This is a genomic window from Marinomonas posidonica (assembly GCF_043643765.1).
Taxonomy (GTDB): Bacteria; Pseudomonadota; Gammaproteobacteria; order Pseudomonadales; family Marinomonadaceae; genus Marinomonas; species Marinomonas posidonica_A.
Genome location: NZ_JBHZSP010000007.1, coordinates 90,897 through 114,617, shown reverse-complemented (window position 1 = coordinate 114,617; position 23,721 = coordinate 90,897). Strand labels below are relative to the sequence as shown.

Annotated in this window: 21 protein-coding genes; 8 read left to right on the top strand and 13 right to left on the bottom strand. The window is 43.3% G+C overall.

Annotated elements, in window-relative coordinates:
- Positions 1-22 precede the first annotated feature (22 nt).
- Positions 23-1,201, bottom strand: a complete 1,179-nt coding sequence (locus ACHUFM_RS09645; RefSeq protein ID WP_394181802.1) for a N(5)-(carboxyethyl)ornithine synthase — start codon at positions 1,199-1,201, stop codon at positions 23-25.
- Positions 1,202-1,493: 292 nt separating this feature from the next.
- On the opposite strand from ACHUFM_RS09645, the gene ACHUFM_RS09640 reads away from it, so the two are divergent.
- Positions 1,494-2,636 carry a DNA alkylation repair protein gene (locus ACHUFM_RS09640; protein WP_394181800.1) on the top strand — a complete coding sequence of 381 codons (1,143 nt, stop codon included), beginning with the start codon at positions 1,494-1,496 and terminating at the stop codon, positions 2,634-2,636.
- Here ACHUFM_RS09640 and ACHUFM_RS09635 read toward each other — a convergent pair.
- The 4 genes from ACHUFM_RS09635 to ilvY all read right to left on the bottom strand — a co-directional run bounded on the left by ACHUFM_RS09635 (position 2,633) and on the right by ilvY (position 7,869).
- Complete coding sequence (locus ACHUFM_RS09635; protein WP_394181798.1) at positions 2,633-3,991, bottom strand: GGDEF domain-containing protein; 1,359 nt, start codon at positions 3,989-3,991, stop codon at positions 2,633-2,635. The two genes, ACHUFM_RS09640 and ACHUFM_RS09635, sit on opposite strands and share 4 nt — an antisense overlap.
- A gap of 146 nt (positions 3,992-4,137) precedes the next feature.
- A complete protein-coding gene (locus tag ACHUFM_RS09630; protein ID WP_394181796.1) occupies positions 4,138-5,496 on the bottom strand; it encodes a GGDEF domain-containing protein in 1,359 nt (452 codons plus the stop codon).
- 142 nt (positions 5,497-5,638) lie between these two features.
- Positions 5,639-6,832 (bottom strand): sugar transporter, encoded by a 1,194-nt coding sequence (locus ACHUFM_RS09625; RefSeq protein WP_394181794.1) that lies wholly within the window; start codon positions 6,830-6,832, stop codon positions 5,639-5,641.
- Between the two features lie 143 nt (positions 6,833-6,975).
- A complete protein-coding gene (ilvY, locus tag ACHUFM_RS09620) occupies positions 6,976-7,869 on the bottom strand; it encodes an HTH-type transcriptional activator IlvY (protein ID WP_394181792.1) in 894 nt (297 codons plus the stop codon).
- Positions 7,870-8,084: 215 nt separating this feature from the next.
- Here ilvY and ilvC point away from each other — a divergent pair, with 215 nt between their 5' ends.
- Together ilvC and modF are read left to right on the top strand one after the other, a co-directional pair.
- Positions 8,085-9,557: a ketol-acid reductoisomerase gene (gene ilvC, locus ACHUFM_RS09615; protein WP_394181790.1), complete on the top strand. Its 1,473-nt coding sequence runs from the start codon at positions 8,085-8,087 to the stop codon at positions 9,555-9,557.
- Between the two features lie 127 nt (positions 9,558-9,684).
- Positions 9,685-11,139: a molybdate ABC transporter ATP-binding protein ModF gene (gene modF, locus ACHUFM_RS09610; RefSeq protein WP_394181788.1), complete on the top strand. Its 1,455-nt coding sequence runs from the start codon at positions 9,685-9,687 to the stop codon at positions 11,137-11,139.
- 112 nt (positions 11,140-11,251) lie between these two features.
- Here the strand turns inward: modF and ACHUFM_RS09605 are convergent, their stop codons facing one another.
- From ACHUFM_RS09605 to thiI, 4 genes are all read right to left on the bottom strand, one after another.
- Positions 11,252-11,794, bottom strand: a complete 543-nt coding sequence (locus ACHUFM_RS09605; RefSeq protein ID WP_394181786.1) for a hypothetical protein — start codon at positions 11,792-11,794, stop codon at positions 11,252-11,254.
- A gap of 48 nt (positions 11,795-11,842) precedes the next feature.
- Entirely contained in the window at positions 11,843-12,154 is a 312-nt protein-coding gene (locus ACHUFM_RS09600) for a type II toxin-antitoxin system RelE family toxin (protein ID WP_463514357.1), read from the bottom strand.
- Positions 12,117-12,365, bottom strand: a complete 249-nt coding sequence (locus tag ACHUFM_RS09595) for a type II toxin-antitoxin system Phd/YefM family antitoxin (RefSeq protein WP_394181784.1) — start codon at positions 12,363-12,365, stop codon at positions 12,117-12,119. Before ACHUFM_RS09595 ends, ACHUFM_RS09600 begins: the two co-directional genes overlap by 38 nt.
- A 287-nt stretch (positions 12,366-12,652) precedes the next feature.
- On the bottom strand, positions 12,653-14,104 hold the full coding sequence (thiI, locus tag ACHUFM_RS09590; RefSeq protein ID WP_394181782.1) for a tRNA uracil 4-sulfurtransferase ThiI: 1,452 nt from the start codon (positions 14,102-14,104) through the stop codon (positions 12,653-12,655).
- Positions 14,105-14,436: 332 nt separating this feature from the next.
- On the opposite strand from thiI, the gene glnA reads away from it, so the two are divergent.
- The 5 genes from glnA to tsaC all read left to right on the top strand — a co-directional run bounded on the left by glnA (position 14,437) and on the right by tsaC (position 19,770).
- Positions 14,437-15,843, top strand: coding sequence for a glutamate--ammonia ligase (gene glnA / locus ACHUFM_RS09585; RefSeq protein ID WP_394181780.1), 1,407 nt, complete (start codon positions 14,437-14,439; stop codon positions 15,841-15,843).
- A 206-nt stretch (positions 15,844-16,049) separates the two neighbouring features.
- Entirely contained in the window at positions 16,050-17,135 is a 1,086-nt protein-coding gene (glnL, locus tag ACHUFM_RS09580; RefSeq protein WP_113873714.1) for a nitrogen regulation protein NR(II), read from the top strand.
- A complete protein-coding gene (gene ntrC / locus ACHUFM_RS09575; RefSeq protein WP_013797468.1) occupies positions 17,132-18,565 on the top strand; it encodes a nitrogen regulation protein NR(I) in 1,434 nt (477 codons plus the stop codon). The genes glnL and ntrC overlap by 4 nt, the downstream gene beginning before the upstream one ends.
- A gap of 145 nt (positions 18,566-18,710) precedes the next feature.
- Positions 18,711-19,091, top strand: a complete 381-nt coding sequence (locus ACHUFM_RS09570) for a DUF3461 family protein (protein WP_394181777.1) — start codon at positions 18,711-18,713, stop codon at positions 19,089-19,091.
- A gap of 121 nt (positions 19,092-19,212) precedes the next feature.
- A complete protein-coding gene (tsaC, locus tag ACHUFM_RS09565) occupies positions 19,213-19,770 on the top strand; it encodes an L-threonylcarbamoyladenylate synthase type 1 TsaC (protein ID WP_394181775.1) in 558 nt (185 codons plus the stop codon).
- Between the two features lie 108 nt (positions 19,771-19,878).
- Here tsaC and ACHUFM_RS09560 read toward each other — a convergent pair whose 3' ends face one another.
- The 4 genes from ACHUFM_RS09560 to ACHUFM_RS09545 are packed head-to-tail and all read right to left on the bottom strand — an operon-like array spanning position 19,879 to position 23,658.
- Positions 19,879-20,592 carry an ABC transporter ATP-binding protein gene (locus ACHUFM_RS09560; RefSeq protein WP_113873348.1) on the bottom strand — a complete coding sequence of 238 codons (714 nt, stop codon included), beginning with the start codon at positions 20,590-20,592 and terminating at the stop codon, positions 19,879-19,881.
- Positions 20,589-21,470, bottom strand: coding sequence for an ABC transporter ATP-binding protein (locus tag ACHUFM_RS09555; protein WP_394181773.1), 882 nt, complete (start codon positions 21,468-21,470; stop codon positions 20,589-20,591). The genes ACHUFM_RS09560 and ACHUFM_RS09555 overlap by 4 nt, the downstream gene beginning before the upstream one ends.
- Complete coding sequence (gene livM, locus ACHUFM_RS09550) at positions 21,467-22,747, bottom strand: high-affinity branched-chain amino acid ABC transporter permease LivM (protein ID WP_394181771.1); 1,281 nt, start codon at positions 22,745-22,747, stop codon at positions 21,467-21,469. The genes ACHUFM_RS09555 and livM overlap by 4 nt, the downstream gene beginning before the upstream one ends.
- Complete coding sequence (locus tag ACHUFM_RS09545; protein ID WP_394181769.1) at positions 22,747-23,658, bottom strand: ABC transporter permease subunit; 912 nt, start codon at positions 23,656-23,658, stop codon at positions 22,747-22,749. The genes livM and ACHUFM_RS09545 overlap by 1 nt, the downstream gene beginning before the upstream one ends.
- Positions 23,659-23,721: the final 63 nt, after the last annotated feature.

The following is a 23,721-nucleotide window of genomic DNA, read 5'->3' as shown; positions in this document are numbered from 1 at the left end:
TTAAACTCTGTATTGGCGTCCTTCAGTCGCGCAAAGGTTCCATCAAACTAGCAAGTGTAGCTAATGAAGCATAAGGAGGAGTTGTTGCTCGATTCTGAAAAGACAAAATTAAGGGGTTTTTAATAATACCTTCGTCTATGTTAATCGCACGACGAATGGTTTCATTTTGTTGCCAGCTATCCCGGCATTCTAAGACGTTTCCCATGTACACAATAAGCGCTGCAGAAATCGAACGAGTGGCACTTTCCCAAAGATAACTTGGGGTATGATCCACTGCGTAATAATCTGTGGTGTTGTACTTAAATATAGGCTCTTTGAAGGACGTTGGCTTAGCAAAGAAAAAGCCCATGCCTTCGTCGCAACTGACATCAATGATTAAACAATTCGGTTTCAACGATACTGCTTCGGATTCGATAATAAAATTGGTCGGATGATCTGTTTCTTGAAAAGTGCCATTGACGATAATATCCGTTTCACTGATCAATTCCGTCAAAGGGCGAATCGTGCCATCGTGTTCAACCACGATCATACGAGCTTCGCCTGCTTTGCCTTCGCGCACTTTCACATAATGGCAATCAAGTACTTCTTCACGTACTTCATGGTCTGGTCGCTGAATACAAATGGTGATATCACGAAATCCGTGGGCTTTAAGCGCATAAATCGCGCCGCGACTTACCGCGCCGAAACTAAAAATAACCACTTTACGCTGGTTACCATAATGTCCATCGATGCCTTTTAACTGCAAGGCATGAATCACCGCACAATAACCAGCCATTTCGTTGTTCTTATAAAAGGTATGACGCCCAACTTGTCCCGTTGACGACCAGACAAACATGTCTTCAAAAGCAATCAGGGTAAGCTTGCGATCCAGCGCCGCCTGAGTAATCTCACGTTGCTGCACACAGTGAACGTAACCCCACAAAATGCCGCCTTCACGTAATTCTTCTAAATCAGCCAAGACAGGTTTGGTAATAATCACAGCACCAATGTCGGCAAGAATTTCGTGACGCGTGGCAATGCCGCCCGTTTGTGCCGCGATCTCGTCATCTGAAACATTAAACGCTGCACCGTAACCTTCTTCAAAAATTAAACGATGACGAAGATACTTAGGAATGCGAGCTAAGTGTTCAGGGTGAATGGGATAACGACGCTCATCTGTTTTTCTAGACGTACCGATCACGCCGAAAGTTAATTGACTCATACTGTTTCCTTAAAAATAAAACGTGTTTGAGTTCATAAACGCGCGATCAAAACGCCGATAAACTGATGTTAATGCTTAGATTAGTTATGTCATCTATTGATGGATAAAAGATATGAAGTGGTCTGAAAGAAAGTCTTAGCGGTAAACGCTAGTCGATAATGACGGGCATGGATCATTGCGGAGACGAACCACTATAGCACTCATTTCGAAAGAAACGATTTTATACTGACAATAACTGACAGAGGCTGGCGATCAGGTTACTCTTTCAACCATCACTCAGGAAGAGAAACACATGGCAGAAGCTTTTAAAAACCACTTCAATATCAGTGTTATCTGCAACATGGCGGAGCACTTTCAGCGTCACTGGCAAGACTTCGACAAACAAGGCTTTATTGATGTCGCCTCTCATCAGCTTGAAGCACTGGAACTAAAAGCGCGCTCACAACAAATCACTGTTACCATGAGTCGTTATTTACCGGATGATTTCAAGCACGCTGGACAGATTTTACTCGCCTCTTTAGCACCTGAATTAAAAGAAGCAGCACCTGAGTCAGAGGAAGAAGCTGCAATTGAGAGTGACGGTATTTCTGGTTGGGCAATTATGCCAATGGGCGATTACGCTGGGATTCATGGCCTTGCACATCATGATCTTTCCATGAGCTTACTGAACGCAATGACGCGTCGTTTTACGTCTGAGTTTAGCATTCGGTTTTTCTTATTGGCCTCTCAAGAGGAAACACTCGACACGCTAAGAAGCTGGCTTAAAGACGACAACAAACATGTGCGACGTTTGATATCCGAAGGCACTCGACCACGCTTACCTTGGGCCATGCAGTTACCGAGCTTTATTCAGAATCCTGCACCAGTGATTGAATTACTTGACGCTCTAAAAGACGATCCAGAAGAATACGTACGCCGTTCCGTAGCAAATAACCTCAATGATATTGCCAAGGATCACCCTGATCTTGTGGCAGATATCGCAAAAAAATGGATGCAAGACGCCGATGCAAATCGTCAAAAGCTGATTCGCCAGGCTTGTCGTACCTTGTTAAAACAAGGCAACCGAAAAGCTCTTGAAGTATTTGGTTATGCCCAGCCAAAGTTGGACCATATTAAGCTGGAGATACATGATGAACAGGTGAAATTGAATGGCAATTTGGAATTTTCACTGTTAGTCGAATCCACCAGCGAGAGTGATCAAAGCTTAATGATCGATTACGTCATTCATCACCAAAAGAAGAATGGTAAAACAACGCCCAAGGTATTTAAGTGGAAGAAAGCCACTTTACTGGCTGGAAAGTGTTTACCAATGAGTAAGAAACACCCTTTCAAAGCCATCACAACTCGAGTGTATTATAACGGCAGACATGAAGTGGAAATCCTTATAAATGGTCAATCAGTCGCTAAAGGCGGTTTCTTTTTATCAACCAACTAGCCGACCATAACGCGATTACGTCCAGCGCCTTTGGCTTCATAAAGTAAAACATCAGCGCGTTTTACAATGCGGCTTTGATCATCAAAATCTTGATAATCCGTCACGCCCAAGCTAATAGTGAATGGCGGCATACCGCTTTTATTGAGTGCTTCGACCTTCTTACGAAGTTGCTCGGCCAACATACTGGCATCCTGCAGACTGGTATCTTTTACCAACACGGCAAACTCTTCGCCACCCACTCGAAATAAGACGTCAATCTCACGTAGACAATTTCGTAATGTATTAGCCAATAATTTAAGTACATTATCGCCAACGTCATGGCCATAGGTATCGTTGATTTTTTTGAAATGATCAACATCTAGCAAAATCAAACTAAAATGATGCCCACGATTCGCAAGCGCCAGTTCGTCTTTAATCAACTCATCCCATTTATGGCGATTAAAAGCGCCGGTCAGCTTATCTCGTGTTGCTAGCTCAATTAGTTGTGCTTCGACTTTATGTCGATTACTCATTTCTTTCGAAAACTGTCTGACTAATGCTTTTAAGTCTGTCTCTAATTCGTCCAGTTCATCTAAGTCTTTATGCTGAGCTGAGGTTTTATCATGCTCGATAACAATTGAACGGTGCAGAGACTCTATCTGCCCACGTAGGGACCAAATTCGTTTACGAAAAGTAATGATGATATATAAGGTTAGATAAGTACCAATACCAAAAGCCGATATACCTAAAACGGCATTCATAACCACAAAATGACGCTCTTGACTTTCAACCGTTGCCGAGACACTAATGGTTAGTTGATTAATTTTTCTGAGTAACGCATCAGTTTGAGTATCCAACTCTTTATCCTGTTGCTCTAGCATTTGCCAAGATGTTGAAAAGCCCTGCTTACCTTGCTCAAAAAAGTCATCTATTAGATGGTCGAATTTTATTCGATGCTGATGTAATAAGTTAATCTGTTGAAGCAACGACTGATGATCGAGCAGTTTAATTCTAACACTACCAAAACCCAGCCCCGTACGAAGTATTTCCGTAGACTTATTTAACTGAGTTGCAAGCTGTGCGCTGAAACTGTCAAATCCTTCTACGCTTTTTTCTTGCATAGATTTATCAGAAAAAAATACATCGCCTTGCTGACGAATACTCTCCATCAATAAATGCTGTTTCAGTTGCAACATTTCGATGTCAGCCATTACTTCAGAAAGCGGTACGTCAATTTCTGCTACTTCTTGCATTTCTTTATAAATACGCTGAGATTGATAAGCCGAATAAAAAATCACGATAAATAAAAATGACAAGAGAATAAACGACAAGCTGCTAATTTTTCGTGTCATAGAGACATTTAACCAATTAAACATAAAGCGCCCAATATCTGTTGTTAGGCCAAGGTAAGAGGTATAGGAACAACTCCATTTAAAAGCTTACTTCAGCAACGAACACAAATACTAGCACATACTAATATGGTAAAAGTTGGGATATGTAACAAGAAAAACACGCGAAAGAGTTAACCAATCATAGTCCGATTACGCCCTGCACCTTTGGCCTCATAAAGTAAGATATCAGCACGTTTTATAATGCGACTTTGATCATCAAAGTCTCGATAGTCGGTTACTCCTAAGCTGATAGTAAATGGTGGAATATCACGTTCGTCTAAGGCTTCCACGTTTTTACGTAACTGTTCAGCCAATACTCCAGCATCTTCGAGATTAGTATCTCGTAGTAATACAACAAATTCCTCACCACCAATCCGGAATAACATATCGGTCTCACGCAGGTGTTTACGTAGAGAATTCACCAATAACTTAAGGACATAATCTCCCATATCATGACCGTATGAATCATTGATCTTCTTAAAATGATCAATGTCTAGCAAGACTAAACTAAAGTGATGTCCGCGATGAGCCAGCACGACTTCATCCTTGATCTGTTCATCCCATTTATGGCGATTAAACACACCTGTCAGTTTGTCTTTTGTCGCTAGCTCCATCAGCTTGCTTTCGACTTCGTCTCGATTATCTTGTTCCAATGAGAAGCGCGCCATCAGAATTTTTAAATCTTTTTCCAACTGATCCAATTCATCAGTACCTTTATTAGGTATCATGTCACCATCCCCTTCAGTAGAAATAGAGCGATGCAAGGACTCAATCTGACCACGTAAGGAGCCTACCTTCCGACGAAAAGATAAAATGGTGTAAAGAGTTAAATAGCCACCGATAGCAAAGGCTGAAACACCCAGAATGGCATTTATGGCCATAAAGTCTCGTTCTTGCTTTTCCACTGTCGCGGCCACTTTCATTGTGAGTCGCTCAATATTTGCAAGCAATTCTTCAGCTTGAGAATCTAATGAATTATGCTTCTTTTCCAGCTCCTCCCAAGATATCGAATAGTGTTCTTCACCTTTTTTCAAAAAACGAGAAAACAAACTTTCAAAGCCGATTCTGTGCCTATGTAATAAACTAATTTGTTGAATCAAGGACTGATGTTCTTCCACACCGATGCGAATAGTACCAAATGACAAACCAGAGTGAAGTATGCTGACACTCTTATCTAACTGTGAAGATAACTGCTGGCTGAACTCGTCAAAACCTTTAACACTTTCGGTCTGTAATACGTCATCCGCAAAAAATGCATCGCCTTGTAGCCGAATGCCTTCCATCAATAAATGTTGTTTAAGCTGTAACATTTCAATATCAGCGATGACTTCAGAGAGAGGAATATCAATCTCGGCGACTTCTTGCATTTCTCTGTAAATTCTTTGTGTTTGATACGTCGAATAAAGAATCACGACAAAAAGGAACGACAAAAGAATGAATGAAAGACTACTGACTTTCCGTGTCATAGAGACATTTAACCAATTAAACATAGAGAGCTCTTATTCAGTCACATAAAGACATACAGAATACAGGCACAATATGTCTATTGCACCTTAACAGCTGTAGACTTAATGCCTTTAAAAGATAGGAAAAATAGTACCAGTCACTCTAAATAGCCATTAAATAGAACACTTATTCAACAGTGGTTTTAATACGCTTTAATAAGGTCAAAATCACTAGAAGAGCACAAAGACCTAAGATAGCCCCGGTGAAACCAACACTACCCAGGCCGACAAGTTGAATGACCTGACCACCAATTAAAGCACCCGCGCCAATACCCAAATTTATAATGCCTGAATACAAAGACATAATAATATCAGCCGCTGTATCATCTACTTTCAACACTCTAATTTGCATACTCAAGCCAATAACCATCAACGACGCGCCCCACAAAAGAACACAAACAATCAGTAAAGAGGCACTGGGGGCAACAAAATACACAATACTCATAGACAGGGATACAATGATAACGCCGGAGAGTAACATCAAGGTATTCGCCCTTTCACCAAAGTAGCTAAACAGTACACTGCCGAAAATCCCTGCCAATCCAAACAGCAATAATACTAATGTGGTGAACTGGCCACTTGCTGAACCTATCTCTTTCAAAAAAGGTTCAATGTAACTGTATGCTGTGTAGTGTGCTGAAAAAATCACAAAGATAAAGACATACATTCCTAACAGAATACGGTTCTTCAAAATTTCAGGTACTTTGCTCAAAGAACCGGAAAACAAACTTGGCAACCTTGGTAACAGGCTAAACAAAACCACAGCAACCACGATCGCAATCGCAGTAATCACGGCAAAAGTCGCTCGCCATCCCAGTAATTGCCCGATGATGCGTCCCACAGGCACACCTAGCACCATGGCCAAGCCCGTTCCGGTGGCTAACACACTGAGCGCAAAGGTTTCTTTACCTGGTGGCGCAACACGAATCGCAATCGAAGCGGTGATTGACCAAAAGATCGCATGCGCAAAAGCAATACCAATCCGACTGACCAGCAAAGCACTATAGTTCCATGCAAAGACAGTTAACAAATGGCTCACGATAAAGAGCACAAAAAGACTTAATAAAAGGGTTTTACGCTCAAAGTTACGTGTCAGTAGCATCATAGGCAAAGACATGACCGCTACAATCCAAGCGTAAATCGTCAGCATCCAACCCACTTGTGCAGGTGCGATGGCGAAGCTGTCAGCGATGTCTGATAACAGGCCGACAGGCACAAACTCAGTGGTATTAAAAATAAACGCACTGAAGCCTAGAATAAAGACACGTAAATATTGGACACGGCGGGAAACCGTCTCCTCTAGTGGGGGAATCGCAGTCATATTAATGTATGAAAAAACCTATCGAAGAGTAAGTGCAAATGAGGCGCACATTGTCCATTTTTTCACCAATAAAGAAATAGGCGAATTATGGATTTTTTCGACAAATGACTATTTAAGATAAATTAAAGAACCATAAGTTTGATTTAAGTACTTCGCTCGGCCATGAGTTCCCAAAATGCAGAAACCATGGGGTTTTTAAGGTTTTTCTGTAGAGTAAACAAACCAATATCATAGGGCGCTAATTCTGGTAGCACCGGCCATATTTTTACTCGATCTTGCAAAGGGCTATTGTCCAATACAATTTTAGGCACCACACCAATCCCGAATCCCAAACTGACCATACTCACAATGGCCTCATTTCCTGCTACTTGAGCATAAATTTTGGGACTAATATTTTGCTGATAAAACCAATCATCAATACGATGACGCGACACCCCAGCTTCAGACAGAATCATGGGGACATTTGCCCATGCCTCAGCAGAATCTGGGGGAGTCATAGGCACACTGGGTAAATGTTGTTCATTTGGCGCAATAAACACTAAGGGAGAAAAGCTAATGCCTTTAAACGCCAAACTGCGTGGCATATTGTTGGGGCGAGCGGCGATGGTCAAATCTTCTTTGCCATCCAAAATACGAGAAATAGCCTCATCTGGGTCGCCAGTATGAAGTTTAATCTCGATGCCAGGGTGCACTTGACGAAAACGATTCAGCAGTTCAAACAAAAAACTGTAACTGGCGGTTACCGAGCAATAAATGCTAATTTCTCCATGCAATTGATCGGAATCGTCTAACAATTCATGGCGAATCAAGCGCCATTGGCTACTCGCCTCACGGGCATACACCAGAAATTTTTTGCCTTCTTGTGTGAGGGTTACAGTACGATTATCTCGTGCAAACAAAGCAACCCCCACCTCGTCTTCAAGCTGACGAATATTACGAGATAAAGCAGAAATACTGATGTGACACTCTTCACTAGCACGACCAAAATGCAGACTTTCAGCCAACGCTAAAAAGTGTTTAATGGCTTTAATATTCAATCTAATTCACACTCTCATACCTTATAGAACCACCATCATAACGCCATGTTGCAAAAAATGGGATGCTGTATTGCAAATATATCAATTTACGAAAAGATATCGATCCATTAAAGTAGCGTTCATCGGTTACCAACTTTTTCAGCCTGGTAACAAACATTTCATATCTGTGTGTCTTCATCACGGATACCAACACAACAATTTAGGAAAAGCTTATCATGGCTAACTATTTCAATACCTTGCCGCTACGCGAGCAATTAGAACAACTAGGCAAATGTCGTTTCATGGACAGCTCTGAATTTGCAGATGGCGTAGACGCGCTGAAAGGCAAAAAGCTTGTTGTTATCGGTTGTGGTGCTCAAGGTCTTAACCAAGGTCTTAATCTACGTGATTCTGGTCTAGACGTGTCTTACGCTTTGCGCCCTGAAGCCATTGCTCAAAAACGTCAGTCATGGAAAAACGCCACTGAGAACGGTTTTGTTGTGGGTACATACGAAGACCTAATCCCAACAGCTGACGTGGTATTGAACCTAACACCTGATAAGCAGCACACGCCTGTTGTGAAAGCGGTTATGCCTCTTATGAAGCAAGGCGCTTGCCTATCTTACTCACACGGTTTCAACATCGTAGAAGAAGGCATGCAAATCCGTGAAGACCTAACCGTTATCATGGTGGCACCTAAGTGCCCAGGTTCTGAAGTACGTGCTGAATACGTTCGTGGTTTCGGTGTTCCAACACTGATCGCCGTTCACGAAGACAACGACCCTAAAGGCGAAGGTCTTGCTCTAGCAAAAGCCTACGCTGTGGGTACTGGCGGTCATAAAGCGGGCGTTTTGATGTCTTCTTTCATCGCAGAAGTAAAATCTGACCTTATGGGTGAGCAAACCATCCTTTGTGGTATGTTGCAAACAGGTTCTATCCTTTGCTTCGACAAAATGGTTGAAGAAGGCATCGATGCAGGTTACGCGTCTCGCCTAATCCAGTACGGTTGGGAAACCATCACAGAAGCATTGAAATACGGCGGCGTGACCAACATGCTAGATCGTCTTTCTAACCCAGCTAAGATCAAAGCATTCGATCTTTCTGAAGAGCTTAAAATCATCATGCGTCCGCTTTACAACAAGCACCAAGATGACATCATCGATGGTACTTTCTCTCGCGTGATGATGGAAGACTGGGCGAACGATGATAAGAACCTACTAGGCTGGCGTGCAGAAACCGCTGAGACAAACTTCGAGAAAACACCAGCGGGTGACGTTGAAATCTCTGAGCAAGAGTTCTTTGACAAAGGTATCTTGATGGTAGCTATGGTTAAAGCTGGTGTTGAACTAGCGTTCGAAACCATGACGGCGGCTGGCATCATCGCAGAATCAGCTTACTACGAGTCTCTACACGAAACGCCACTGATCGCGAACACCATCGCTCGTAAGAAACTTTACGAAATGAACGCGACGATTTCTGATACTGCAGAATACGGTTGTTACCTATACAACCACGCTTGCCTACCGCTATTAGGTGACTTCATGAAAGGCATCAAAACGGATGTGATCGGTAAAGGTCTAGATCTTGAAGATACTGGCGTAGACAATGCTCGCTTGATCGAAGTAAACGCAGCGCTTCGCAGCCACCCAGTGGAAGCCATTGGTGGTGTTCTTCGCGGCCACATGGCGGACATGAAGAAAATCGTATAAGTCGATTATTGCGATCATAACATCGCATATTAACGACACATAACGTCAAAAAGCCGAGATTATTTATAGAAATACATCTCGGCTTTTTTGTGTGTACTTTAACTCATTTAATTTTTGGAAGGCGAATATGGACTCCAACATTCATTTAAACCAGCTCACCGTCGACTTTAATGAAGACTTTGAACTGAATGACATTCATTGGACCATACAAGCTAACCAACATTGGGTAATTACTGGTTCGAATGGCTCAGGAAAGTCAGCCCTCGCCGCCCTACTGGCCGGTATTGGCGACGTTAAACATGGCACCATAACGGGTTTGCCAAAACGCCCTGCCTTGGTTTCTTTTGAAGCACAAGCAGAGCTTATCGCCCGCGAGTTAAAAAAAGACGATGCCGACATCATGGACGTGATTTCAGAAGGGACACCAGTTCACGAAATCCTCTTTGAGAATTGTCAAGATTCCGATTTAGCCAACGACTTGATTCAAAAATTCGGCCTTCAAACGCTACAAGATCGCGCTTTTCGCAAGCTATCAACTGGGGAAACCCGCAAGGTCATGCTGATTCGTGCCCTCTGTAGTCAACCCGATCTACTGATTCTAGATGAGCCATTTGATGGCTTAGATGCTGACACTTTAACGATGCTGCAAAATCACCTTGCGTCCATTGTAGACAGCATACCTATGGTATTGGTATTAAATCGTTTTGATGAAATGCCTGACTTTATCACCCATGTAGCCTATATGGAAAAGTCTCACAACGATGCCGCTATCGATTCTGGTCGTCTAGCATTAACCATTGATAAACAAGATAAAATAGCTTTCGAGGAACTCGCTCAACTGTTCCACCTAAAGACCACCAAGCTAACCATCCCAGACATTGACGCGGCAAACCAACTGCCCGAACTTGATCCAAACCAACCGCTTGTGAAACTAACAGACATCACCATAAAGTACGGTGACACGGTTATTGTCGATAAGCTCAATTGGACGATTGAAAAAGGGCAACATTGGCAGCTTAGCGGCCCAAATGGCAGTGGCAAAACAGGCGTGTTATCTCTGATCACTGGTGATCACCCACAATGTTATGTGAATGATATTTTCGTCTTCGGTTTTCAACGAGGCAACGGTGAAAGCATCTGGCAGATAAAACAGTTTATTGGTTATGTCTCAACATCACTGCAATGGGAATACCGCGTCAGCACCAGTTGTCGAAATGTGATCATTTCAGGGCTTCACGACAGCATCGGTATGTACACTAAACCAAGCGATAAGCAAAAAGCCATCGCGGATCAATGGCTTGCTTTATTAGGCATGAGTGATCGAGCAGATCAGCCATTTAACAAACTCTCTTACGGCGACCAACGTTTGTTACTCATCGCTCGCGCCATGGTCAAACACCCACCCCTACTGATACTGGACGAGCCTTGCCTCGGCCTAGACGACATGAACCGCCAACTGGTCTTAGCCTTAATCGAGAAAATCTGCGCCGGATCAGAAACCACCGTGCTCTACGTCAACCATCATGCGGAAGATCGCATTAATGGCATAGACAATTATTTGGCATTAAAGAAACACAACTAACCTTGCCTTATAAAACCAAAAAGCCAACTCAAGGAGTTGGCTTTGAATTTTGATTCACTAAATGAATATACTATCTCGATGAGGTATACTTTAAAACATATCTTACCTTTTATCACCCTAGAAAATTATTTATTAAATCAGAAAAAGCCCATAAAAAAGTACCAAGCCCTAACATTTTAAACTCCCAACCTCGTAGTTTTTTAGACCATATATCTAACATTTCTTTAAGCCATGCTTTTATAAAAGCATCTTCGCCATATTTATTAAGCCCATCTACGCTATTCATTTTATCTAAAAATTCGAGAGCATCTTTTTCATTAAATCCTGGCTTAATTTTTTCAAGCCTATCTTTTTTCTTATGAATAAATGATGAGGCCCACATTTCAAATAACTTTTCTTTACCAAGAAATTTAACAACTTCCTCAAAACTCATATTACGCAGATCCACATAGAAATCTCTATAAGCCATTGAAATTGCAAGCAATGTAATAACAGCTCCAGCTCTTCCTAAATGAGTAAAATCACCGCATAGGATTGATACTATCAACCCTGTTAGAAACGTTAAAACAGCACAAATAATATAGATAATAAATTGAAGGAAAAAATTGAAAGCAAATGAATTCTCATCAAACGCCCATTTGTTTTCATTTTTCATTAGTCAATCCTTTTTTAAAGATATAATTTAACAATTTTAGCCTAAAAATCAAACTCGCTTCATCGCCTTATTATAAACCTCATTACGCTCCCGTTTTCCTACTGCAAGCACAGTGACAATAACGACATCATCTCGCACTTCGTAGACAAGGCGATAACCTGATTGGCGTAATTTGATTTTGTAAAGATTGTCAGCCCCTGAAAGCTTTGAAGCAGGAACATGTGGATGGTCTAAACGTTCGATCAGTTTTTTCTTAAATTGCTGTTGCAGCGTAGCACCAAGTTTTTGCCACTCTTTCAAGGCGCTCTTTTTGAATTCGAGTTTATAAGTCAGCGATGCTGACTGAGATACTTTCTTCATTAGCGCGTTCCTTCGCGATTGCTACCAGTTCCATATCTTCCAATTTATCCATTAAGGCTTCATAAGCTTCAGCAGGGACACAGTAAAATGCAGGTTCATTGCGATTTAATACCGCAACGGCTTTACCGTGAGCACTTGCAGCAACTTTCATCGGATTGGCTTTAAATTCAGTAATGCTTGCAGCCACGTCGGAAAGGATTCTAGAAGTCATTTAAAAGCACCTTTAATCGACCTAATAATAGGTCATCTTAATTTACAGATGATCATTTATCAAGCAAGACCTTTTTAACAACCTCAACAAGTTCATTTTCCGTGGGAGCTAAAGTGTCTTCTGCAAAGAGGGTATAATAGAGATTTATATTGGTATGTTAACCATCATGCGGAAGATCGCATTAATGGCATAGACAATTATTTGGCATTAAAGAAACACAACTAACCTTGCCTTATAAAACCAAAAAGCCAACTCAAGGAGTTGGCTTTTTCAATAATGGAAACGATTTAAGGAAGGTAAATACCTACGTTGCTATAGCCTTTCCCTAGTAGATAAGACGCATGGATACGGCTCATTACGCCTTTGCCACAGTAGAATAAGTGAGTCTTATCCGCTGGCATATCGGACCAGCCAGATTCCAGCGCAAAGAAAGGAATGGCTTTAACAGGACGTCCACTGACTTTTAATGGCCTTCTTTCTGCCTCATCAGGATGACGAATGTCGATGATGATTTCATCGCCAACCGGCATGCGTACCACAGGTACTTCGCCTTGGTACTGCTTCTCCACATCGTCCATCACATTTTGAATCGACATCACTCGCGCATCTTCCACCGCCTTTTCTAGTACCGCAAAATCGAACTTGCTTTCTTCACGTTCAATGCGATGCATCTTGGCTCGCGTGGTCGGCTTGACTGAAATCACACCGCAAAACTCTGGCATACTAGCGGCAAACGGCGCGGTTCCAATTTCAATCGCTTTATCTATGATTTCTTGCTTGTTAGTCGTAATAAGAGGACGAATTACCAACTCATCGGTTACCTGATCGATGACTTTTAAATTGATTAAAGTTTGACTGGAAACCTGCGCCACACTTTCACCCGTTACCAAGGCTTTGGCCCCAACGCCTGCCATGACTTCTGACGCCGCTCTTAGCATCATACGTTTCAGTACGACACCCATTTCGGAATTATCGACCTTGGTCAGAATCTCGCCAACAACCGCCTCGAAAGGAATGGTAATGAACTTAACATTCAATGAAGATCCGTATTTTTCCCAAATGTAATTCGAGACTTGCTTCACACCAATTTCATGGGCATCACCGCCCAGGTTGAAAAAGCAAAAATGCGTTTTAAGCCCGCGACTCATGGTCAGGTAAGAACTTACGGTTGAATCAAAACCACCAGAGATGAGTGACAAAACAGAATCTTGTGACCCTAATGGGTAACCACCTAGCCCCTCAATACGTTGTTCAATCATCCAAACTCGACCATCGCGAATATCAATTGGGACTAAGACATCTGGATTTTTCAAGCGCACACCCAGCGCACCACTTTTGGCTTTTAGACACCCGCCAATATAACGCTCAGCTTCAACAGAAGAGAAGTCATGCTTACCGACACGTTTTACTCTCACCGCAAACACTGCGTCTTTTAGATCTTCCGCATAGGAAGATAACGCCTCATCGACAATGTTATCCAAGGTCGTCAGAGGGAACTCTCGAACAAACTGGAAGTGAGCTATGCCAGCCACTCGTGAAAGCGCATCCGTAAAATCCTCACGTAACTCATCACGATTAGACAATACTTCGATGAAGTCCCAGTTTCCTGCGACCACCACCTCCGAGTCATATTTCTTTAACACCAACTTGAGATTATGTCTCAACTGTTTGATGAACGCTTTTCTGACAGGACGACTTTTGATGGTAATTTCAGGGAAGAACTTAACGATAAATTTCATAGAGCTTGCGGGTTAAATACCAAGTGGTTAAAAAGAGAGCGCATTATAAAGAAAAGGACAGGGATACGAAAACTTTATATTCGCACCAAAAAGAAACATCAATCAATTTTATGACCCCAATTGGTGCAATATGATCATATCGCGCCCTTTAAGGAGTCACCATTCTGTGCACAAAAAATAACCTATAAGTATATCTGTTTGTTTTTTATGGTTTTTTTCATTCGCACAAACTTCTGGCACAGCTTGTGCTTTATATTGGGGAAATCGTGCTTTGCATTGAAGCACTATCAAACGAAAAGCTATTTTGCTTTAACAACGACTGGAGAATAACTATGTCAGACAAGACCCTTGCCTTGATTGCCGAGCATGACGCGAAGTGGGTTGACCTTCGTTTTACTGATTTTAAAGGTAAAGAACAGCACGTTTCAATTCCGGCTGTTACTGTTGATGAAGAGTTCTTTGAAAATGGTCAGATGTTTGATGGTTCTTCCATCGCTGGCTGGAAAGGCATTAACGAATCAGACATGATCATGATGCCACAGGATGATACGGCTATTATCGATCCTTTCACTGAAGAGCCTACTGTTATTGTTCGTTGTAACATCATCGAACCTTCTACTATGCAGGGCTATGACCGTGACCCACGTTCTGTTGCATTGCGTGCGGAAGAATTCCTAAAATCAACAGGTCTTGGCGACACGGCTTTCTTTGGTCCTGAGCCAGAGTTCTTCGTATTTGACGACGTTCGTTGGAAAGCTGACATGTCAGGCTGTTCTGTAGAAATCAATGCAGAAGAGGCCGCGTGGGCATCTAACTCTAAAATCGAAGGCGGTAACATGGGTCACCGCCCTACCGTTAAAGGCGGTTACTTCCCAGTACCACCTGTAGATTCTCATCACGACCTACGCTCTGCAATGTGTGGCGCGATGGAAACAATGGGTCTAGAAGTAGAAGTTCATCACCATGAAGTAGCAACCGCTGGTCAAAACGAAATCGGTGTTAAATTTAACACTATGGTTAAAAAAGCGGATGAAGTACAAGTGCTTAAGTACTGCGTACACAACGTTGCTCACGCTTACGGCAAAACAGCGACTTTCATGCCTAAACCTATCGTTGGTGACAACGGTTCTGGTATGCACGTTCACCAATCTTTCTGGAAAGATGGCGTTAACCAATTTGCTGGTGACAAATATGCAGGCCTATCTGAAACAGCCCTTTACTACATTGGCGGTATCATTAAGCACGCGAAAGCATTGAATGCGTTTACCAACGCTTCAACTAACTCTTACAAGCGTCTTGTTCCTGGTTTTGAAGCGCCTGTTATGCTGGCTTACTCAGCTCGTAACCGTTCTGCTTCTATCCGTATTCCGTACGTTGCAAGCCCTAAAGGTAAGCGTATTGAAGCACGTTTCCCTGATCCAACCGCTAACCCATACCTAGCTTTTGCCGCTATGTTGATGGCTGGCCTTGACGGTATCAAAAACAAAATTCACCCAGGCGATGCCGCTGACAAAGACCTTTACGATCTTCCAGCAGAAGAAGCATTGGCTATCCCACAAGTGGCTGGCAGCCTAGAAGAAGCGCTTAAGTGTCTAGACGAAGACCGTGAGTTCTTAACTCAAGGTGGCGTATTCTCTGATGACATGATCGATGCTTATATCGACCTGAAAACAGAAGAAGCATTGCGCGTTTCTATGACAACTCACCCTGTAGAATTCGATCTTTACTACAGCGTGTAATCCGTCATAATTTCTGATTCAAAAGCCCCGACACAGATCGGGGCTTTTTTTTTGCACTAGAAAATTCACCCGCCGTCAAATGCACTATAATTGTGCAAACATCCCCTGCATGAAAAATAAAAGACTTGATAAATAAGCGGTTTTGGATTGCCCAATGTTGGTTCGTTTTTTGCAGTTAGATTAAGGTCAGAAAAGAGGCGATGAGTGTGTACAGTTTATTAATAGATCATTTATCCACGGCAGTGGTTGAATTAAACAGCAAATTAGAGATTGAGTACCTTAATCCAGCCGCCGAAATGTTATTAGCGGTCAGTCGTCGTCGCATCTATGGAAATGACTTAAGTGCTGCTTTTCGTGAAGGTGAAGAAAGCATTGAAGCCTTAATGTCAGCCATCGAATCCGGCCACCCTTTTACTAAGCGCGAGGCCGAAATTGAATGCAGCAATGGCAAAAAGTTGTTCTGTGACTACACCGTCACCCCAGTGATGGGCTCTTCTAATTTTACCGAAAGCCTGATCATTGAACTTTACCCAAGAGACAGAATGAAGCGCATCTCGAAAGAAGATGAAATCATTGCCAACCATGAAACCAGTAAAGAATTAGTACGAGGCTTAGCTCACGAAATCAAAAACCCGCTAGGCGGCATTCGCGGCGCAGCGCAATTGATCAGTCGAGCCTTTACAGATGAAGCGTTAAAAGATTACACCCAAGTGATTATCGAGGAATCAGATCGATTACGAGATTTAGTTGACCGTTTACTTGGGCCACGCCAACTACCCAAGAATAAAGAACTGAATATTCACAAAGTCATTGAGCGCGTCAGACAATTGATTTCCGTTGAAACCGATAATCAAATTAAGCTCATTCGAGACTACGATCCAAGTATTCCAGACCTAGTCGGTGACGAATCTCAATTAATACAAGCCTTGCTGAACATTACTCGAAATGCCATGCAAGCCTTAATGGCCGATGACAGCAATCACAACAAAACCATTCAAATCGTGACACGCACTTTACGCCAATTCACTATTGGCTCAAAGCGTCATCGTTTAGTCTGCAAAATCAGCATAATAGATAACGGCCCAGGTATTCCAGACAGCATTCTAAACACTTTATTTTACCCCATGGTCAGTGGCCGTGCCGATGGCACAGGATTAGGCCTTTCTATCGCCCAATCCGTGATTCACCAACATCAAGGCATTGTGGAGTGCAACAGCGAACCACAACGCACAGAATTCAACATATTAATACCCATTGAGACGACAGTCCAAGAGCAGGAGAAACACTTATGACAACTGAAGAAACCGTATGGATTGTTGATGATGACCGCTCCATTCGCTGGGTTTTAGAAAAAACGTTAGAACAAGAAGGCATTCAATGTCGTCTGTTTGATTCCGCTGAAAATCTAGTACACATGATTGACAAAGAGCAGCCCAACGCCATCATCAGTGATATTCGCATGCCAGGAATGGACGGTTTAAAACTGCTTGAAAAGCTGCAAAGTGACTACCCTTATTTGCCTGTCATCATTATGACAGCACACTCAGACTTAGAGAGTGCAGTAGCATCTTACCAAGGCGGTGCATTTGAATATTTGCCAAAGCCATTTGATGTTGAAGAAGCGGTTAGCCTAGTGAAACGCGCCATGCTCCACCATAAAAACGCCATGCCCAGTACAGAAGACATGGAAGAAGAAGTCGAGCAACAAGTCGATAAAGAAATCATTGGTGAAGCCCCTGCGATGCAGGAAGTCTTTCGTGCCATTGGCCGTTTAGCGAACTCTAACATTACCGTACTGATTAACGGCGAATCAGGCACGGGGAAAGAGCTGGTCGCCCAAGCTCTGCACACCCACAGTCCAAGAGCCGCTAATCCTTTTATCGCTTTAAACATGGCCGCCATTCCACATGATTTGATTGAATCAGAACTGTTTGGTCATGAAAAAGGCGCTTTTACCGGAGCAAACACACAGCGACGTGGTCGCTTTGAGCAAGCCAATGGTGGGACATTATTTCTAGATGAAATCGGTGACATGCCGGCTGAAACGCAAACTCGTCTATTACGCGTTCTAGCCGATGGCGAGTTTTACCGTGTCGGTGGCCATACGCCTGTTAAAGTGGATGTGCGTATCATTGCAGCCACACACCAGGACCTCGAAACCTTGGTACAGAAAGGCTCCTTCCGTGAAGATTTATTCCACCGTTTAAATGTTATCCGTGTCCACCTGCCTAAACTGGCTGAGCGTCGCGAAGACATTCCAAAGTTGGCTCGCCACTTCCTGAGTCGCGCCGCTGAAGAACTGTCGGTTGAACCTAAACAGCTAACAAAAGAAACGGAAAACTACCTTACTCAACTAGACTGGCCAGGTAATGTTCGTCAGTTGGAAAACACCTGCCGCTGGTTAATTGTTATGGCATCAGGTCGTGAAGTACTAGTCGAAGACTTGCCACCAGAGTTGTTAACCGCTGTTCCAAATGAGCAACCTTTCTCTTCTTGGGAAGAAGCGTTGAAGAACTGGGTCGACAGCACCTTGGCCACAGGTCAAAAAGGCATCCTTGATCAAGCCGTGCCTAAATTCGAGCGCATTATGATTGAAACGGCACTTGCTCACACTGGTGGCCGCCGTCGCGACGCTTCGTTATTACTTGGCTGGGGGCGCAACACCCTGACTCGTAAAATCAAAGAGCTCAACATAGATCACGCTGAGCAGGACGACGAGTAATTCTTTCCTCCTTCAAACAAGAAGCTAGTCACATCAAGGTGACTGGCTTCTTGTTATCTTCAAGCCAATTTAAACTTGCTTTTCCGGCCACAATCCCATACTAATTAAGGATACGCTTTGTACACTAAAAATAGGGAAAACTCATATGTATCCAACACTTCAGTCAATGGGCATCACCAGCCTTCAAGACATTGAAAAATTCACTCTACGCTATGAAGCTGGCCATGACGTTTTAAAAATCTACTACCGCCGCGAAAAAGGCTCTTTGTTACCTAAGAGTAAAAAATTCAAGTTTGGACGCTCAACCAAAACAGTATTAGCAGATGGCGGCCAACAAACTTACCGTCAAGTACAAGAGCCCTCCCTAGTTGTGCTAAGAGCCATGGAAGAGCTGGAACAAATCGTTGGCAAACAACATGAAAGCAAAGCGTCTAAAGAAGATCTAATCAAAGAACTAGAACACCTTGAAAAAGTCGTTAATAGCAAAATTAACGAAATCAAAGAAAAAATTGATGCCATGTCGTAACACTCAGTTTTCCTCTTAAACTACCCATTGGCTGAGGCTTTAAGTCCAGCCAATACTGGCTCATATCAATCATTATCGCTACAATTCATTTCCTTTCTCCAACGTTTTTTACTGGTCTATCATGAAACTCCTAACCTCCACGACTGAACTTGCCAACCTCCTCCAACAAGGTGGTGTGATTGCCTATCCTACAGAAGCCGTTTGGGGGCTAGGATGCGATCCATTTAATCAAGCGGCAGTGCAGCGAATCTTAACGTTAAAATCTCGACCAGAAGCCAAGGGTTTAATCCTCATTGCTGGCGAACCTTCTCAGCTACAACCATGGATGAAGACCTTGACGGAAGAGGCAGCACAACGCTTAATAAGCACCACCGATCGCCCAACATCATGGGTTGTTCCAGACATTCAAATCACTCCAAGTTGGGTACGTGGTGAGCACCAGAGTGTTGCCATCAGACTGACACAACACCAGCCAGTACAAAGGCTTTGCCGCGCATTTGGTGGTGTCCTGGTATCCACCTCCGCCAACCCAGCAGGGCTTGAACCAGCCATGACAACAGCAGAGGTTAATCATTACTTTGGCGACAAGATCGATGCCATTTACCAAGCACCGCTCGGACAAGCCAATCAACCCTCTCAAGTGAAAGACATAATGACAGGACAGTTGTTTAGAGCCTGAGCATCCATGTTTAATAATGCTGTTGAAAACCCAAACAGTTATTCACACCCATAAAAAAACGACGCCTTGTGCATAACAAGACGTCGTTTTTATTGACACTTATTTGACTCAGTGACCGCCTAAATAAGCTTCTCTTACTTCAGGGTTCACTAACAGCTCATCACCGGTCCCGGACATACGAATCTCACCATTCACCATGACATAACCACGATCAGCTAGCTTCAGAGCATGGTTAGCATTCTGCTCCACTAGGAAAATGGTCATCCCCGTACTAGCAACGTCTTTCAGAATCTCGAAGATCTGCTTCACAATAATGGGGGCCAACCCCAGACTAGGCTCATCCAATAGCAGCAGCTTCGGGCGGCTCATCAAGGCTCGAGCAATCGCTAGCATTTGTTGCTCACCACCAGACATAGTAGAGGCACGTTGATTACGACGCTCTTCTAGACGTGGAAATAAGTCAAACATCTTCCGCATGTCTTCTTCCGCATGGTCCATACCAATTGGGATGGTCCCCATCAGCAGATTTTCTTCCACACTCATCCCTGGGAAGATACGTCGACCTTCTGGCGATTGTGCCAAACCATGCGAAGCCACATAGTGTGATGACTTTTTGGAGATGTCTTCGCCGCGATAAATAATCTCACCAGAGGAAATCCTTGGCTGACCAAATATCGACATCAGCAAAGTCGATTTACCCGCCCCGTTCGCCCCAATTAGCGTAACGATTTCCCCTTCGTTTACTGACAAAGAAACTTTCTTCAGAGCTTGAATTGGACCGTAATGAACATCAACCTCTTTAAATTCCATCAAGCTGCTCATAACGTCACCTCTTCACCTTCTTCTGCTCCCAAGTAAGCCGCGATGACTTTTGGATTCGACTTAATATCCTCAGGACCACCTTTTGCAATGACTTCGCCATGATCCAGTACCACAATGTAATCTGAAATATTCATGACCATGCCCATGTCATGCTCAATCAACAATACCGTCGTATTGTGTTGGTCACGCAAAACACGAATCATCTTAGTTAAGGCTTCTGTCTCAGAAGGGTTAAGGCCCGCTGCAGGCTCATCCAGACAAACGATTTCTGGATTGGTACACATGGCACGCGCAATCTCCAAACGACGTTGCTGCCCATAGGAAAGCTCTCCAGCCAAGCGATTAGCAAACTCTTTCAAATCCACTACGCCAAGCCAATAAAAAGCGCGCTCAAGTGCCTCTTCTTCTGATTTTTTGAACGCCTTGGTATTCAAAATACCGGCGACCAAGCTGCGATTTGCACGCATGTGTTGCGCCACCAACAGGTTTTCAACCACCGACATTTCTTTAAACAAACGAATGTTTTGGAAAGTACGCGACAAACCAGCGCGATTAACCAAGTGTGAACCACCAAACATTTTGTATTTAAGGCGTTTGGCGAAAGCGATCGGATTAATAAAGTCACTCGCTTGGAAAGGTTCGCCCAAGACTTGAATCACACTGGTGGTTTTACCACAAGCATCCAACATAATGTTGCCGCCAGTGGCTTTATAGAAACCAGTCAGACAGTTAAAGACCGTGGTTTTACCCGCACCGTTTGGACCAATTAATGCTGAAACAGAACCACGCTTGATTTCAAAATTCACGTCATTTAACGCTTTAATGCCGCCAAAATGCATGACCAAATTGTCTACTTTTAAGATACTGTCTTGGCTCATTTTACATTCCCCTCACGCTGCTCTACACCAGTACGAGTCATACGCACTAGACCACGAGGTTTCCAAATCATCATTAACACCATCAACATACCGAAAGCAAGCACACGATAGTCAGCAAATTCCCTTAATAATTCAGGTGCAACGGTCAGAACAAAAGCGGCAATGACCACACCCAAGGTCGAGCCCATTCCACCTAATACGACAATGGCGAGAATCAATGCCGACTCAAAGAAAGTAAAGGATGAAGGGTTAACAAAACCTTGGTAGGTAGCAAAGAATACCCCAGCCAGACCACCAGTGGATGCACCGATCATAAACGCTGACAGCTTCACCAACACGTGATTTAAACCCAATGAACGACAGGCAATTTCATCTTCACGCAAGGCTTCCCAAGCACGACCAATGGGCATTTTGGTGAGGCGTTTTTTCACGTACAGAACCCCTAACACCACCAACAACAACACCAAATAAATAAAGATATATTTATAAGCGGAGCTGTAAGGGATACCAAAAAATTCATGGAAAGGCACATGACCTTCACTAGCACGACGCTTAAACTCCATTCCAAAGAAGGTTGGCAAAGGCGCGTTCATACCATTAGGGCCTTGCGTCAGTTCCGTCCAGTTGGTTAACACCAAACGAATGATTTCACCAAAGCCCAGAGTAACAATTGCCAAGTAGTCACCGTGCATACGCAACACAGGAAAACCAAGAATAGCCCCAAATATGGCGGCAATAATGGCGGCAATAGGCAGCATAGACCAAAAGCCTAATCCTAGATGTTCATAGCCCAATGCCAACCCATAGGCACCAATGGCATAAAACCCCACAAAACCCAAATCCAATAGCCCAGCAAGACCAACCACTATGTTCAAGCCAAGACCCAATAAGACATAAATCAGTCCTAAAATCACCACAGTCAAAATATACTTCGAAGCAATAAAGGGCACGAGTAAAGCAATGACAATGGTCAGAGGAATAATCCAACGTAATTTGGATTTATGACCTGGTGGCAATACATGCACACCTTCCTCTTTTGAACTGTGTTTATATAGGAATGCAGCACCTTTAGATGTTTGGAAAAAGACAGAAGCGGCCAAACGACCAGCCATCACTGTCAAAACAATCCACATCAGACGTTCTGGCTCTGCATTAAAGGCATAACCATCAAGCACAATGCCGACAATGGGACCAAAGACGATGAGCGCCAATAACCCTGCAATAACGGCATCTATTACACTTTTTTTGTAATTAATACTTACCACGGCTTGGCTCATTACACCTTCTCCACTTCAGGTTTACCCAACAGGCCACTTGGTCGGAAGATCAAGATAATGACTAGCAAAGAGAAAGAGAAAACGTCTTTATAATCTGAGCTAATCAAGCCAGCAAACAAGGCTTCAGACAGGCCGAGAATGATGCCGCCTAACATAGCGCCAGGCAACGAACCAATGCCGCCTAATACCGCAGCGGTAAAGGCTTTAATACCAATAATAAAACCGACATAGAAATCAAAACCGCCATAATCAAGGGTTACAAGAACACCAGCTAAAGCTGCCATAGTGGCACCAATAACAAATACGGTTGAAATGATCTTATCGGTATCGATGCCCAAGATAGACGCCATTTTAGGGTCTTGTTGAGTAGCACGACACATACGACCTAATTTGGTTTTCTGGATGATATAGGTCAGTACGCCCATACCAACAAAGGAAGCACACAAAATAAACAGCTTCATATAAGTCAGCTGTACAAAGCCATCACCCACGTCAAAACGAATTGCACCAGACAATAACGTTGGCACCCCTTGCTGCTTTGCACCTTGGCTGATTTGTACATAGTTCTGCAAAATCAGCGACATACCGATGGCTGAAATCAAGATAGAAAGACGACTAGAGCCGCGCAAAGGACGATAAGCCACACGCTCGATCACCCAGCCATAAACGCCAGTCACAAAAATCGTAAAAATGAGTGTACCTAGGATAACAACAGGAAAAGACTCAATACCAAAGAAAGAAAGCAATGCAATCGCAATTGCCGTGACGTACGCGGACACCATGTACACATCGCCGTGGGCGAAGTTGATCATACCAATGATCCCATAAACCATGGTGTACCCAATCGCAATAAGCCCATACACGGAGCCAAGGGAAAGCCCGTTAACCAGTTGCTGGAGAATGATATCCATCAAAAACCTCTTGGGAACATAAACAGAAAGGCACATGGGCCAGCGATGTTTAGCCAGCCCATG

What these genes read in the sequence shown, in the direction of transcription:
- ilvC (WP_394181790.1), top strand. Translation starts at nt 8,085, where the DNA reads ATGGCTAACTATTTCAATACCTTGCCGCTACGCGAGCAATTAGAACAA.
- ACHUFM_RS09555 (WP_394181773.1), bottom strand. Translation starts at nt 21,470, where the DNA reads ATGAGCCAAGACAGTATCTTAAAAGTAGACAATTTGGTCATGCATTTT.
- ACHUFM_RS09630 (WP_394181796.1), bottom strand. Translation starts at nt 5,496, where the DNA reads ATGTTTAATTGGTTAAATGTCTCTATGACACGGAAAGTCAGTAGTCTT.
- thiI (WP_394181782.1), bottom strand. Translation starts at nt 14,104, where the DNA reads ATGAAATTTATCGTTAAGTTCTTCCCTGAAATTACCATCAAAAGTCGT.
- ACHUFM_RS09640 (WP_394181800.1), top strand. Translation starts at nt 1,494, where the DNA reads ATGGCAGAAGCTTTTAAAAACCACTTCAATATCAGTGTTATCTGCAAC.
- ntrC (WP_013797468.1), top strand. Translation starts at nt 17,132, where the DNA reads ATGACAACTGAAGAAACCGTATGGATTGTTGATGATGACCGCTCCATT.
- ACHUFM_RS09560 (WP_113873348.1), bottom strand. Translation starts at nt 20,592, where the DNA reads ATGAGCAGCTTGATGGAATTTAAAGAGGTTGATGTTCATTACGGTCCA.
- livM (WP_394181771.1), bottom strand. Translation starts at nt 22,747, where the DNA reads ATGAGCCAAGCCGTGGTAAGTATTAATTACAAAAAAAGTGTAATAGAT.
- modF (WP_394181788.1), top strand. Translation starts at nt 9,685, where the DNA reads ATGGACTCCAACATTCATTTAAACCAGCTCACCGTCGACTTTAATGAA.
- ACHUFM_RS09570 (WP_394181777.1), top strand. Translation starts at nt 18,711, where the DNA reads ATGTATCCAACACTTCAGTCAATGGGCATCACCAGCCTTCAAGACATT.
- ACHUFM_RS09635 (WP_394181798.1), bottom strand. Translation starts at nt 3,991, where the DNA reads ATGTTTAATTGGTTAAATGTCTCTATGACACGAAAAATTAGCAGCTTG.
- ACHUFM_RS09645 (WP_394181802.1), bottom strand. Translation starts at nt 1,201, where the DNA reads ATGAGTCAATTAACTTTCGGCGTGATCGGTACGTCTAGAAAAACAGAT.
- ACHUFM_RS09625 (WP_394181794.1), bottom strand. Translation starts at nt 6,832, where the DNA reads ATGACTGCGATTCCCCCACTAGAGGAGACGGTTTCCCGCCGTGTCCAA.
- glnA (WP_394181780.1), top strand. Translation starts at nt 14,437, where the DNA reads ATGTCAGACAAGACCCTTGCCTTGATTGCCGAGCATGACGCGAAGTGG.
- ACHUFM_RS09595 (WP_394181784.1), bottom strand. Translation starts at nt 12,365, where the DNA reads ATGACTTCTAGAATCCTTTCCGACGTGGCTGCAAGCATTACTGAATTT.
- ACHUFM_RS09545 (WP_394181769.1), bottom strand. Translation starts at nt 23,658, where the DNA reads ATGGATATCATTCTCCAGCAACTGGTTAACGGGCTTTCCCTTGGCTCC.
- ACHUFM_RS09605 (WP_394181786.1), bottom strand. Translation starts at nt 11,794, where the DNA reads ATGAAAAATGAAAACAAATGGGCGTTTGATGAGAATTCATTTGCTTTC.
- ACHUFM_RS09600 (WP_463514357.1), bottom strand. Translation starts at nt 12,154, where the DNA reads ATGAAGAAAGTATCTCAGTCAGCATCGCTGACTTATAAACTCGAATTC.
- tsaC (WP_394181775.1), top strand. Translation starts at nt 19,213, where the DNA reads ATGAAACTCCTAACCTCCACGACTGAACTTGCCAACCTCCTCCAACAA.